Genomic DNA, 13,284 nt, shown 5'->3' with positions numbered 1-13,284 from the left:
AGCCCCAAACTCAAGGAGAGTACCTATGAAGATCTTAGTCGGCCTGCTACTGGGAGCCATGGCCAGCTTTGCCTATAGCCAAGAGCAAAAGGCCGAGGAACAAGGCCTAATTCCTATCGATACCTTTTCCCGCGATGTGCAATACCATTCCATTAAATTGTCACCCAATGGAGATTATATGGGGGTGATGACCAAGCAAGAAGGGAAAAACGTATTACTGCTTCTCGATACCAAAGAATTTAAAATGCACCATGGGGTGCGCTTCCCTGAAAACGCGCAGGTAGGAGATTACCACTGGGTTAATAATGAACGGGTCGTGCTAAGTAAGGAATACCTTAAGGGGTGGCAAGACCATCCGCAGTATTACGGGGAGCTTTTCGGTGTGAATGCCGATGGTACACAAGGAAGATATTTAGTTGGGTACCAAGGTGAAATGCAAACTGGCAGCAGGGTGCGTAAAGCAACGCCTCTGTACGGCACCTCCTATGTACTGGATCCCTTGGTACATGATGAAGATAAGATGCTCATTGTTACCTATCCTTGGACCGGCTCCAAAGAGCCCCATACCATTGTCTACGAAGTTGATGTTAACCGTGGCCAGCGTAGAAGGGTAATGGGTTCACCTTCACGCATGGCGCAGTTCTTAACCGATGAGCAAGGTCGAGTGCGTGTGTCAGTATCTACCGACACATCCAGCGACCAGCAAGTGCATATTCGCGATCTTGAGCAGGGGGAGTGGGTAGAGTTGCCATTATCGGAGTTGGATCTTTCGGATATTCGCTTACACGGGTTTAATCTTGAAGGCGATATAGTCTATGCCAGCGCGGCAAAGCAAGGTGAACCATCGGGCCTGTATAAGCTCAATCTTGAAACCAAAGAATATGAGCTAGTGCATCGCGAAGGCAGTGTGTCACCTAGCAAGGTGTGGGTCGACGATGTGAATAAGTCGGTATTTGCTATCGAGTATGAGGCTCAATACCCAACCTATGCCTTCGTTGATTCCGAGGCGAAAATGAGCCAGCGTTTAAAAGGCTTGCTGCAAGCCATCCCCGGGCGTCAGGTGCGCATCGTCAGCAGTACGCAGGATGGCAATATGAGTGTGGTGTGGGCGGGCAGTGACCGTCACCCCAGTAGTTATTATCTTTATAACGGTAAGACTAACAAGCTGTCGTTTTTATTCTCGTCGCGTTCCTGGGTGGATGTGGAAAAGATGGCCGAAACCACGCCGATTCAATTTAAGGCCCGCGATGGTCTGAACCTTTACGGCTACTTTACCGCTCCATATGGCAAAGAGCTAAAAGACTTACCCTTGGTGGTGTTGCCTCATGGTGGCCCTCATGGTCCTCGTGACTGGTGGGGATTCGATCCGGATGTTCAACTTCTTGCCAGCCGTGGGATTGCCGTATTACAGGTTAACTTCCGTGGTTCCGGCGGTTTTGGTGGCAACTTTGAGCGTGCCGGTTACCGTAAATGGGGTACGGATATCCAATACGATATTATCGACGGCGTAAAGTATGTGATTGCCCAGGGCTGGGTAGACAAAGGCAACATGTGCATCATGGGTGGTAGCTTCGGTGCCTACTCGGCGCTGCAAAGCTCCATTATTGAGCCAGACATGTTCAAATGTGCCGTGGGTGTGGTGGGTGTCTATGACTTACCGCTCATGTTTGAAGAAGGCGACATTGCCGAGCGCGCCAGTGGTCAGGGTTATTTGAAAAAAGTGCTGGGAGAAGACGAAACTCAGCTTAAGGCCTTCTCGCCTAGCTATAACATCGACAAGTTGAAGGCGCCGGTGTTGATAGTGCATGGTGGAGAGGACGAGCGCGCGCCTATTGAGCAGGCTGAGTCCTTAATTGAGGCGCTGAAAAAGGCCAAGCATCCCTATCAGTATGTATTACTCGAAGACGAAGGACATGGTTTTTACAACGAATCACATCGCTTACATTATTATCAGCAGGTGATGGCATTTTTAGACCAGCATCTGAAGCTGTAGTAACAACAAGCGCAAGCCCGGAAAATGCCGGGCTTTTTCATGCCATGTAGATAGGAGTTAATCACATTGAGCCAAGGCTGCTTGTGCCTGGGCATGATCTTGCTCAGCCGCCTTGGTAAACCATAGGCAGGCCTGCTTAAGATCTTCATTAACGCCATGTCCTTTTTGGTACATATCGCCAAGGTTGTATTGCGCCCAGCTGTCGCCTTGGTCAGCTCCTTCCTTAAACGCAGCTAAAGCTTCTTGCCAAGCGCCTTGGCGATAATATTCGATACCACGCTGGTTGGCCTTATTGAGCTTGACCCCTGAGTATAGGGGCTTGGGCTTGGGGAGAGGCCTAACAATGCCGCCGTTGATGTAGATATGATTGGGCCTGTGAGCGGCATAGAGTGCACCCGTTGCAAAGTAATCGGCAAGAGCCGCGCGTGAAAGGGTAAGTGGCTGTGTTGCAAAGTAGCCATTTTGCATCAGGTTATCCATGCGAATTGCTTTGCTGACCCCGTTCCTATTTTGGTAGCTTACCGCGCCGACTTTAACTGAGATCTGAGCCTCATCAACCGCACGTACTTGTAACACCATAAAACCCGGGCGTGCGGACTCGCCAAGGGCCTGAAACAACTTTTGCTGTTCGACTAAATAAACATCATAGATCTCGGGTGCCGATAGAATACTCAGTTGTCGCGCTTTTTGTTCCTGCTGCTGGTGGTAAATATAATAGCTGAACAAGAGTAATAACCACACAGCCAGGCTATGGTAGCTAGCCCAAAGCAGCCAGTGTTTAAGGCTTTTTCGTGGAAGGCCCAAGGGGATTAAGGGCACTGGGCCGAGGTGGAGCAGGCTGTAGTTGCCGGCATGCCGGTTTACGTTGGTGGGGCGCAGTTGTGCCGCATTGGAGATGCCAATAGCCATGTTACTTCCTTGTCATTAAGAGAATGACTCCACTGTAAGCAAGGTATCGAATACGAGCAAAAACGAATTGTAAGCTTATGTTACAAATAGCTTTTAATTAAAAGGCCACACAGACGTGGCCTTTTTATCATGCCCTTAGAAGCTAAATTGTGCGGCAAGTCGGAAGTTGGTGCCTTCACCTACGGTGACATTATTGACACCGCCACCGGCCAAATAATCGGTATCGAAAAGGTTTTCGATATTTAAGCGCAGATCCACATCATTGCCTGCGAGCTTGATGGCATAGGTGGCACCGACATCGACGCGGGTATAGGCGTCTTTTTCTATCTGGTTATCGCTGTCGGCAAAGCGTTTGCCGGTGTAGAAGAGCCCGGCATTGAGCGCCAGTGCTTCGGTGACTTCATAGCGTGACCACAATGAGGCCGACCATTTCGGTGCATCTGCCGGGGTGTTTCCTTCCAGGGTTTCATCACGCTCGTAGTTGGCATCCAGATACATGGTTGAGGCCATGACAAAGAAGCGGTCGCTCAGGGCACCTTGGGCGGCTAACTCGGCACCCTTATGGCGCTGCTCGCCCACTTGCGTGGTGATGGTGTCATAATCCGGATGCTCCACCAACTCGCTAACCAGGGTGCCTTTCTTACTAATATCAAAGAGTGCACCGGTGAGCAGCAGGCGATCATCAAATAATTGCCATTTCGCGCCTATCTCCATTTGCTCCGAGGTGATGGCATCGAGTTTCATATTATGGTTTTTATCACTTTCATTAATAAGGCGCTCCGAGCCCTGAGGTTCAAAGCCCTCTGAGTAGCTGGCATACAAGGTTGCATTGTGGTGCGGGTGATACAGCAGGCCAACCTTAGGCAGCACTGACTCGTTGTCGGCGCCTTCTTTATTCTGTTTATCATAGCGACCACCGAGGGACAGCTGCCACTGGGGATTCAAGGTGATCAAATCCTGAATATAGATGCCGTAGTAGTCGTACTCGTTGCTGCTTAGACTGGTATCGCTTTTATAGCTGATGTCGGGGCGGCTCGGTTCCGTTTGGCCAGGGATAAAATCGATGGCATCGGCACTGGTGCGCAGTTGGCCATAGTAATAATCCAGGCTATTGGCACCAATCAAAAGCTGATGCTGTATTCCGGCAAGTTGGAAGTCACCGATAAGGTCGATATAGGCGGTGGTAAATTGCCAGTCGTCAAAGCGATCATAGGGGCGCGAGTTATAGCTGTCACCGAGTTGATAATCACCGGGTTTACGTGGTGCCGACTCGAAGCGTTGGCGCTCGAAGGTTTGTTCGTTATAGCCGAGCTTAAGTTGCCAGTTATCATTGAGGTAGGTACGTACATCCAGGCCGAGGTTTTCAACCTCAATATCGGTAAAGGCCCAGGAAAAGTCGTAAATGGTTTTATCATCGCCAATCAGCTTGCCTTGCTCATCTAGCCAGGCACCGGTGTCGAGACCGGTTTTGTCGTCGGTGCGATCATAGTGAACACGGATCAGGGTATCTTCGCTTAAGTCGTAATCAACGACCAGGGCGCCGAGAAAGCGGTCGCGCTCACGTTCGTCGCCATTGGCGTAATCACGCCAGAAATTAACGTCTTGCTTAACCACAATACCTCTGCTGCGCAGCGTTTCATCGTTGTTAAGAGCCGAGCTGGCATCCAGCATAAAACGCGTTGAGCCATGTTGATCAACGTCGGCGCTGAGATTAACAAAGCGATTTGCACTTGGCTTCTTGGTAACCATATTAACTAAGCCGCCAGGACCGGACTGACCATATAAAATGCTTGCAGGGCCCTTGATCACTTCAACGCGCTCTAAGATCTCAATGGGCTGTTGGTAGTGTGACCAGTGCTGGTGGCCATCGCGCAGGTAGCCGGTTGCGGAGCTTAGGCTGAAGCCGCGCATATTGAAGGTTTCCCGGTTACGCTGTTTTGAACCCGAGGTTAGGCTAGCATCGTTACTTAAGACCTCACCCAGGGTGGTGGCCAGCTGCTCATTGACTATGGTTTCTGGGATCACGGTCACCGACTGGGCCGTCTCTAACAGTGAGGCATCGGTGCGCATGGCGCCGGAAGCGCTGTCGACCTTATAATCATTGAAATAACTGCCGATCACTTCAATGGTTTCCATTTGGGTTGCCGCTAGGCTTGGCGTAGATAAGGCACTGAGAATAATGAGTGAAAGAGGGTGGCGCGTCATTGCGTAAGATCCTAAAGAGTTGTTAAGAGTTATTGTGAATGCGCATGCTATTGCAAATGATTATCAATTGCAAGTATTGGTGTGTTATTCATGTTTTCATTTTTAATGTATTCGAAAGGGACCTATCTCTTTAGACTATTTAAGTAAATCAATAACTTCGTTGATAAATGGGCTATAATTTGCTCTTTTAGACAGGGGGCGCTTCAAGCACCCTGGCATGCGAGTGGCATAGGTTAATAGTCGTAATAAAGTTGAATATGCCCGCTGGATATGAATAAATAGCAAACACTCGCAATACGTTGAGGCTATTTCTATAAAAGCGAATGCCAACAAGGATAGGCGGTGGCACGAGCGTTAGTGATAGCAATGCGAATCGAAAGTGATGCTATTTATGTCTCAAGTAATAAATACGCTAGGGTATGGCAGCTATGCTCTAGTACAAAGCCAAAGTGGAAGAAAGTAATGTCGCAAAGGAAGGTCAGCTTTTATCTCATCATGAGCGCTATTGTCGTGGCCGCTTTGTCTCTTTCCCCCTATCCCAGCTATGCTGCCAACACCGCGCTAGAGCAAATCCAGAGTGAGCCCAAAGAGCAACAACTCGATAGTGCCATAACACGTTTAAGTGAGCCCCTGGCGGATAGTGAAAAGTTGGCGCTGACCGTGTTCGTCGCCGAGCACTATTTTGCTAAGGGTGATTACCAAAAAGCGACCCGATATTTTTTGCGCGCGGAGCAGTTATCCGCCGATAGAGAACCTCCGGTACGCCGTGCCGATTATGCGAAAAAGCAGGGTATAGCCAATTATTACCGTGGTCATTACCTCAGTGCCGTGGAGGACTACTCCCGAGCATTACAGATACTTGAGCAAGCCAATGAACCGCTGCTACAGGCCCATTTATACAATAATATCGGCTTGGCCTTGATGCGCGCGGAGCGCTTGGAGCAGGCCATTGACTATTACGGCAGTGCCAAAGCCTTGTATGACGAATACGGCTCGGAGCAGGATAGGGTCGATATTATTCACAATATTGCTGGCGCCTATATCAGTGCCGATCGCTTCGATGCCGCGTTAGAAATGTATGGGACCGTGGGGGATGCCTTTACGCGCTTGGGCGATACAGCCGGGCTGGCACAAATGCAGTCTAATCTCGGCATTATTTACCGCAACCTCGGGCAGCTTGACGCCGCCGCCGAGCAATATCAGTTGGCGTTGGCGAACATTGCCAAGACCAATGATTCTTTAAGCTTGCATAACACCTTGATGAACTTGGCCGACTTGTATTTCTTTCAAGGCCGTTTTGATGACTCCCTGGCTACCTTAGAAGAAGCGAAGGCGCAGCTTGAGGTGATCGACTATTTCCCCGGGCTCATTACCGTACAAGAGATCACCGCCAAGGTGCTGTATGGGAAGGGGGAAGTACGAGCGCGCCGAAGCAGCCTTAGTACAGGCCTATGCGTTGGCGCGCCAGAACAACAAGGACGATGAGTCGCTCAATACCTATTTAATAGAACTGCTGCTGGTGGCCGCCAAGGGGGATACGCAGCAGGCCCTGGTATTGTTTGAAAAATATGAGCGTGAACGCGATCTAGCCGTCAGTCATGCCATTGCCAGTCGCCTCAATGACTTCCATGCTAAATACAATACGACCCAGTTGCAGCGTCAGGTGGAATCGTTGCAGCAGCAACAAGAATTTGAACGTATGGCGGCGCGCCAACGCAATCAATTTACCTGGCTGGTCTCTGGGTTACTGTTGCTGACCTTGATCATCGGGGTGCTCTTGTATCGTCGTGCCACCGAGCGCAGGGCCAATGCCATCTTGGAAGAAAAAGTACGCCTGCGCACCCAGGAGCTAGAAACCCTGGCGCAACAGCTGAGTTCAGCCAATGAAATAAAAAGCCAATTTTTGGCTAATATCAGTCATGAGATCAGAACGCCGCTGACGTCCATTATGGGCCAGGCAGAAGCCATTATTCATGGCGAGGTACGTGGCGCAGATGTCGCCAAGGAGCTGCAGGTTATTTATAACAACAGCCAGCACCTGGGTGAGCTGATCAATGATGTGCTGGATTTAAGTAAGATCGAGGCCAATAAGCTTGAGCTTAATATTGCTTTGGTAAGTCTGGATTCGCTGCTCGCCGATATTAATGCCATGTTTGCTCCCAGCGCCCAGCAGCGAGGGATTGGCTTTTGCATCGACAACCAGCTGGCGGCCAACAGCGGTGCCGAGCTGGACTATATTCGTGTCAAGCAGGTACTGGTTAACCTATGTTCCAATGCCATTAAGTTTACCGAGCAGGGGGCTGTGACCCTCAAGGTCAGCGGCAAGGAAAATGCCCTGGTATTTTGTGTTGAAGACACGGGGATTGGCATCGCCGAGGACAAGCTAGAAGCTATTTTTACCACCTTTAGTCAGGGAGATAACTCCATTAGCCGACGCTTTGGTGGCACCGGACTGGGCTTGAGTCTGTCGCAGCAATTGGCGTGCATCATGGGTGGTCAAATTACCGTGACCAGCACCTTGGGCAAAGGCAGTTGCTTTTGCTTTAAACTTCCCTGTCAGCACAGCCCATTGACGAGCGATGTGCAGGCACAGCAACCGCCTTGTTATACTTCCAGCTTTAACGGCAGCGTGGTACTGGCTGAAGATCACCCGGATAACCGTCGCCTGATTGAGCGCACCTTGGAGAATTTGGGAGTGACAGTCTACAGCGCCGAAAATGGTGAACAAGCGGTGGAGTTGGCGTTGAAACATAACCCGGATCTGGTGTTGATGGATATTCAGATGCCAATACTGGATGGTTTAGGGGCGCTGTCCTTGTTGCATCAATGTGGTTTTGGTAACCCCATTATCGCCCTCACCGCCAACGCCATGACCCATGAAATCGCCCACTATAAGCAGGCAGGGTTTGCCGGCCACCTGGCCAAGCCCATAGATAAGGCACAGTTTTGTGCCATGTTAGAGCGTTATTTGAGTATCGGTGAGCAAAAAGAGGGTTACCGTGAGGTTGATATGAGCGATCTGCGTCACAGTTTCGCGCAAACCCTGCCGGCGGAAATCGCCCTACTTAGAGCGGCGCAGCAGCGCGGCGATATCGCTGTCGTGGCCAAAATTGCCCATCGCTTGGCTGGCGCTGCAAAAATGTTTGCCGATGAGGAGCTTGCCCAACTGCTCAGTGACATTGAGCGCGCCGCCAAATTCCAAGACGGTGAGCACGTAAGCGAGCTGCTGCACGATCTGGCGATGCACGATACCGAGTCGGGGCATTAGACTTCAGACACAAAAAAGCCACTGCGATTACAGTGGCTTTTATTTAACTCTGTGCAGGCTTACTTGCGCTTCATAGAGTCGAAAAACTCATCATTGGTCTTACACATGGCCAGCTTATCGATCAGGAATTCCATGGCATCGATTTCCGACATGTCGTGCACAATCTTACGCAGGATCCACATCTTCTGTAGTTCGTCCGGTTTAGTCAGCAACTCTTCGCGGCGAGTACCAGAGCGGTTGAAGTCAATCGCCGGGAATACGCGTTTCTCGGCAATCTTACGGTTCAGGTGCAGTTCCATGTTACCTGTACCTTTAAACTCTTCGTAGATAACTTCATCCATTTTCGAACCGGTATCGATAAGCGCGGTGGCGATGATGGTCAGGCTGCCGCCTTCCTCAACGTTACGTGCCGCACCGAAGAAGCGTTTCGGTTTATGTAGGGCATTGGCGTCAACACCACCAGTGAGTACTTTACCCGATGACGGGATCACTGTGTTGTAGGCTCGAGCTAAACGGGTAATTGAATCCAGTAGGATGATCACGTCTTTTTTATGCTCAACCAGGCGTTTTGCCTTTTCGATCACCATTTCCGCAACCTGTACGTGACGACTTGCTGGCTCATCGAAGGTTGAGGCAACAACTTCGCCTTTTACCAGGCGCTGCATTTCTGTTACTTCTTCCGGACGCTCATCGATAAGCAATACCATCAGCTCACAATCAGGGTGGTTATAGCTAATAGACTGGGCGATATTCTGTAGCAGCATGGTTTTACCGGCTTTTGGCGGTGCAACCAACAAGCCACGTTGGCCTTTACCAATTGGTGCTGCAAGGTCAAGAACACGGGCGGTGATGTCTTCGGTGCTGCCGTTACCACGTTCCATACGTAAACGTTCATTGGCATGTAGTGGCGTTAAGTTCTCGAATAAAATCTTGGTGCGTGAGTTTTCCGGCTTATCAAAGTTAACCTCGTTAACTTTAAGCAGGGCAAAATAGCGCTCGCCATCTTTAGGTGGACGAATAAGACCGGCAATGCTGTCGCCCGTGCGCAAACTGAATCGACGAATTTGGCTTGGAGATACATAAATATCGTCTGGACCGGCCAGGTACGAAGCTTCTGAGCTACGTAAGAAACCGAAACCGTCTTGCAGGATTTCTAGTACACCGCCACCGTAAATGTTTTCGCCACTTTTTGCGTGGGCTTTCAGGATGGCAAAGATAATGTCTTGTTTTCTTAGACGGGCTACGTTTTCTAAGCCCATAGACTCGGCTAGGTTTACAAGCTCTTTTATAGACTTGTCTTTCAGTTCGCGTAAATGCATATTGGTGGGTTCTTTAACTATTTATCGTCTCGAAATAGAAATACTTCGAGTGAGGTTTTTGGATAAACTTGGAATTGTTGGGGTTATAAACTAGCAGCTCAGTGGCTTATCGTCCAGTCTTTATACAAAATGTCATATAAAAAAAGGGCGAGCGCCCTTTTTTATAATTGATTGCTTAGATGTTGTTTTCTAAGAACTCAACTAGCTGAGCTTTAGAAAGGGCACCTACTTTAGTAGCGGCAACCTGACCGTCTTTGAACAGTAGTAAGGTTGGAATACCGCGGATACCAAACTTAGGTGGAGTGCCGGCGTTTTGGTCGATATTCAGTTTACCGATAGTCACACGGCCTTCAAACTCGCCAGCCACATCGTCAAGAATAGGGGCAATCATTTTACAAGGACCACACCACTCAGCCCAAAAGTCGACTAGTACTGGCTTGTCTGATTGCATTACGTCAGCCTCAAAGCTGTCGTCTGTTAATTGGATAATTTTATCGCTCATCACGCTCTCCGTTAAATTTGGCGAATTTATTTAGTGCGTATTTAAACACTCTTGTTTCTTATTGCAAGTTTAAGCGTTATGCTTTATCGCTATGAATAAGACACATTTAACCGATAAAAAATTTGCAGACTTTGCTTTAGCTCCGGAGGTGGTTGCCGGATTGCAAGCAAGTGGCTTTGAATACTGCACGCCTATTCAGGCGAAGTGTATGCCTTATGTTGAGGCTGGCCGCGACATTGCGGGCCAAGCGCAAACTGGCACAGGTAAAACACTGGCGTTTCTTACCGCCACCTGTCATCACTTATTGCAGAGTCAAAAGCCGTCGGGTCAGCAACCAAGAGCCCTGATCATGGCTCCCACTCGGGAGCTTGCGATTCAGATCCACAAAGATGCAAAAATCTTAGCACCGCACTGTAATCTTAAACTAGGTTTATTATATGGTGGCGAAGATTACGAAAAACAACGGGCGCAGCTAGAAAAAGGTGTCGATATTTTAATTGGTACCACGGGACGTCTGATCGATTTGTACAAACAAGGGTGTTATACCCTTAACGACATCGAGGTTGTGGTACTGGATGAAGCGGATCGCATGTTCGACCTCGGCTTTATCAAAGATATCCGTTATATGTTCCGCCGCATGCCTGAAGCGACCGAACGTCTAAATCTGCTATTTTCGGCAACCCTGTCTTATCGTGTTCAAGAATTAGCATTCGAGCATATGACCAACCCGGAGCATGTGCAAATTGAGCCGGATGTGAAAACCGGCAAGCGTATCGAGGAAGAGTTGTTTCATCCGTCACAAGACGACAAAATGAAGCTGCTGCTCACCTTGATCGAAGAAGAATGGCCAGAAAAAGCCATTGTCTTTGCCAATACCAAACACGTTTGTGAAAAGTTGTATGCCTGGTTAAAGGCGGATGGTCATCGCGTCGGCCTTCTTACCGGTGATGTGAACCAAAAGAAGAGACAAGCAACTTTGGCACAGTTTGCCAAGGGCAGTCTGGATCTTTTAGTTGCTACGGACGTTGCCGCCCGTGGTTTGCATATTCCTGAAGTCAGTCATGTGTTCAACTACGACCTTCCGGATGATTGCGAAGATTACGTGCATCGTATTGGCCGTACCGGTCGTGCAGGGGCATCAGGCCATGCTATCAGCTTTGCCTGTGAGCAATACGCCTATAACCTGCAAGAGATTGAAGACTATATTGAGCACAATATCCCAGTGTCTCATTATGATAAAACGGCGCTGTTGGATGATCTTACGGTTCCTAAAACAATTAAACGTCGTGAGCCGCAAGGGCGTTCACGAGGTAAAAACCAAGGACATGGGCAAGGTCGTCGCCGCCATGGGCAAGGACGTTAGCCTACTAGCATGACTACACGTCCAAACGACGTGCAAGCTTGGCCCCAGGCCAAGCTTTTTTAGAGGTAAGTACGTGGTGAATTCTTCTCTCCAAGATGATTTATATGCGGTAATCGATCTTGGCTCCAATAGCTTTCATATGTTGATTGCCAAAACAGTGGCTGGCTCGTTACAAACCATTGGCCGGGTAAAGCGCAAGGTGCGTTTGGCTGCAGGGTTGGATGGCAGCATGCAACTGAGTCAGGAAGCAATGGAGCGTGGTTGGGAGTGTTTAGCCTTGTTTGCCGAGCGCCTGCAGGATATTCCCGCGACTCAGGTACGCATTGTTGCCACCGCAACATTACGCCTAGCAAAAAATGCCGATGAGTTTCGCCTTCGTGCCGAACAAATTCTCGGTCATCCCATCAATGTGATCAGTGGTGAAGAAGAAGCAAAAACCATCTACCAGGGTGTGGCGCATACGTCGGCTTGTACAGGTAAGCAGCTGGTAATTGACATTGGTGGCGCCAGTACCGAAATAGTCATAGGCGAAGGCCAACAAGCCATTCATTACACTAGCCTGCATATGGGCTGCGTCACCTACCTTGAGCATTACTTTAAAGATGGTTTGCTCAGCGATAGCAATTATGACAATGCCATCAAGGCGGCAAAACAAACCCTGCAACCTATTATTGCCTTATATCAAGCAACCGGATGGGATTATGCCGCGGGTGCATCCGGTACGGTTCAGGCTATTCAAGAGATCATGGTCGCCCAGCGCCAAGATGAAACCCTGACACTGGATAAGCTGCTTGATATCCGCCAATTAACAACCCGATACGCATCTATTGATCAGCTTCAACTTCCTGGGTTGAGTGAAGAGCGTCGTTTAGTCTTTGTGTCTGGACTCGCGATTCTTATAGCCATCTTTGAGAGCTTACAGGTTAGTGCCATGGGCTTAGCCGGTGGAGCACTGCGCGAAGGCGTGCTTTATAGCATGGTGCCGCAATTGCAGCGCCAGGATATTCGCCAACGCACCATAGACAGTTTTATTACTCGCTATCATGTGGATCGTGGACAAGGCGAACGGGTTGCCTGTATTGCTAAACTATTGTTAGCGCAGTTAAGTAAGCCCTGGCAACTTAGTGAGGCGGATCATGGGTTATTGACCGCTGCAGCCATGTTGCATGAAGTAGGTTTATTAATTGAATATAAGCAATACCCAAAGCATGGTGCCTATATCATCAGAAATACCGATATGCCCGGGTTTACCAAACAACAGCATAACCTAGTGGCAAAACTAGTTCGTTTCCATAAAGGCGATGTATTAGCCGGTGACTTCGAATCGCTGGGTGCTCATGAAAATCTGGCTGCCCAGTTAGTACGGTTATTACGAGTAGCGGTAATTCTGTCAATGCGCCGAAAAAATGATGTTTTGCCCGAGCTGGTAATTAAAGAACATGATAATGCGTTGACACTCTATATAGATAAGCAGTGGTTAGATGCGCATCCCCTGATGTTCAGTGAGCTACAGCAAGAGTCACTCTACCAGCGAAAGGCTGGATGGAAACTGACCATTAGCAATTAAAACCCCGCCAAAAAGCCACCGTTAGGTGGTTTTTTGTATGTTTTTGAGTCGTTATGCTCAATTTAACTGCAAACGATCTATTTTTCGCAATTTTCTTTAAAAAAGGGCTTGCGTCGAAATCGAATCTCCCTATAATGCGACCCCACTGAGACGGCAGG

9 protein-coding genes are annotated in these 13,284 nt (G+C 49.1%); 5 read left to right on the top strand and 4 right to left on the bottom strand.

All coding sequences use genetic code 11. The features are described 5' to 3' along the window. Window positions 1-25 precede the first annotated feature (25 nt). Complete coding sequence (locus C2M36_RS02300; protein WP_105253530.1) at window positions 26-1,993, top strand: alpha/beta hydrolase family protein; 1,968 nt, start codon at window positions 26-28, stop codon at window positions 1,991-1,993. A 57-nt stretch (window positions 1,994-2,050) separates the two neighbouring features. Here C2M36_RS02300 and C2M36_RS02295 read toward each other — a convergent pair whose 3' ends face one another. Continuing rightward, on the bottom strand, window positions 2,051-2,902 hold the full coding sequence (locus C2M36_RS02295; protein ID WP_105253529.1) for an SEL1-like repeat protein: 852 nt from the start codon (window positions 2,900-2,902) through the stop codon (window positions 2,051-2,053). 135 nt (window positions 2,903-3,037) lie between these two features. Further along, window positions 3,038-5,107 carry a TonB-dependent siderophore receptor gene (locus C2M36_RS02290; protein ID WP_105253528.1) on the bottom strand — a complete coding sequence of 690 codons (2,070 nt, stop codon included), beginning with the start codon at window positions 5,105-5,107 and terminating at the stop codon, window positions 3,038-3,040. Window positions 5,108-5,569: 462 nt separating this feature from the next. On the opposite strand from C2M36_RS02290, the gene C2M36_RS02285 reads away from it, so the two are divergent. Next, a complete protein-coding gene (locus C2M36_RS02285) occupies window positions 5,570-6,592 on the top strand; it encodes a tetratricopeptide repeat protein (protein WP_158678841.1) in 1,023 nt (340 codons plus the stop codon). Beyond that, complete coding sequence (locus tag C2M36_RS02280) at window positions 6,510-8,375, top strand: ATP-binding protein (protein ID WP_105253526.1); 1,866 nt, start codon at window positions 6,510-6,512, stop codon at window positions 8,373-8,375. The genes C2M36_RS02285 and C2M36_RS02280 overlap by 83 nt, the downstream gene beginning before the upstream one ends. A gap of 59 nt (window positions 8,376-8,434) precedes the next feature. On the opposite strand, the gene rho is transcribed toward C2M36_RS02280, so the two are convergent. After that, window positions 8,435-9,694 carry a transcription termination factor Rho gene (rho, locus tag C2M36_RS02275; protein ID WP_105253525.1) on the bottom strand — a complete coding sequence of 420 codons (1,260 nt, stop codon included), beginning with the start codon at window positions 9,692-9,694 and terminating at the stop codon, window positions 8,435-8,437. Window positions 9,695-9,869: 175 nt separating this feature from the next. Then, window positions 9,870-10,196, bottom strand: a complete 327-nt coding sequence (gene trxA, locus C2M36_RS02270; RefSeq protein ID WP_105189420.1) for a thioredoxin TrxA — start codon at window positions 10,194-10,196, stop codon at window positions 9,870-9,872. Between the two features lie 91 nt (window positions 10,197-10,287). On the opposite strand from trxA, the gene rhlB reads away from it, so the two are divergent. Both rhlB and gppA read left to right on the top strand, forming a co-directional pair. Then, a complete protein-coding gene (rhlB, locus tag C2M36_RS02265; protein ID WP_105189421.1) occupies window positions 10,288-11,559 on the top strand; it encodes an ATP-dependent RNA helicase RhlB in 1,272 nt (423 codons plus the stop codon). A 76-nt stretch (window positions 11,560-11,635) separates the two neighbouring features. After that, window positions 11,636-13,126 carry a guanosine-5'-triphosphate,3'-diphosphate diphosphatase gene (gppA, locus tag C2M36_RS02260; RefSeq protein WP_234399076.1) on the top strand — a complete coding sequence of 497 codons (1,491 nt, stop codon included), beginning with the start codon at window positions 11,636-11,638 and terminating at the stop codon, window positions 13,124-13,126. Window positions 13,127-13,284: the final 158 nt, after the last annotated feature.

This window comes from Pseudoalteromonas sp. T1lg75 (assembly GCF_002964705.1).
In the GTDB taxonomy this organism is placed as follows: domain Bacteria; phylum Pseudomonadota; class Gammaproteobacteria; order Enterobacterales; family Alteromonadaceae; genus Pseudoalteromonas.
Note: the sequence above shows the minus strand (reverse complement) of the source record. Positions and strands in the feature narration are given on the sequence as shown.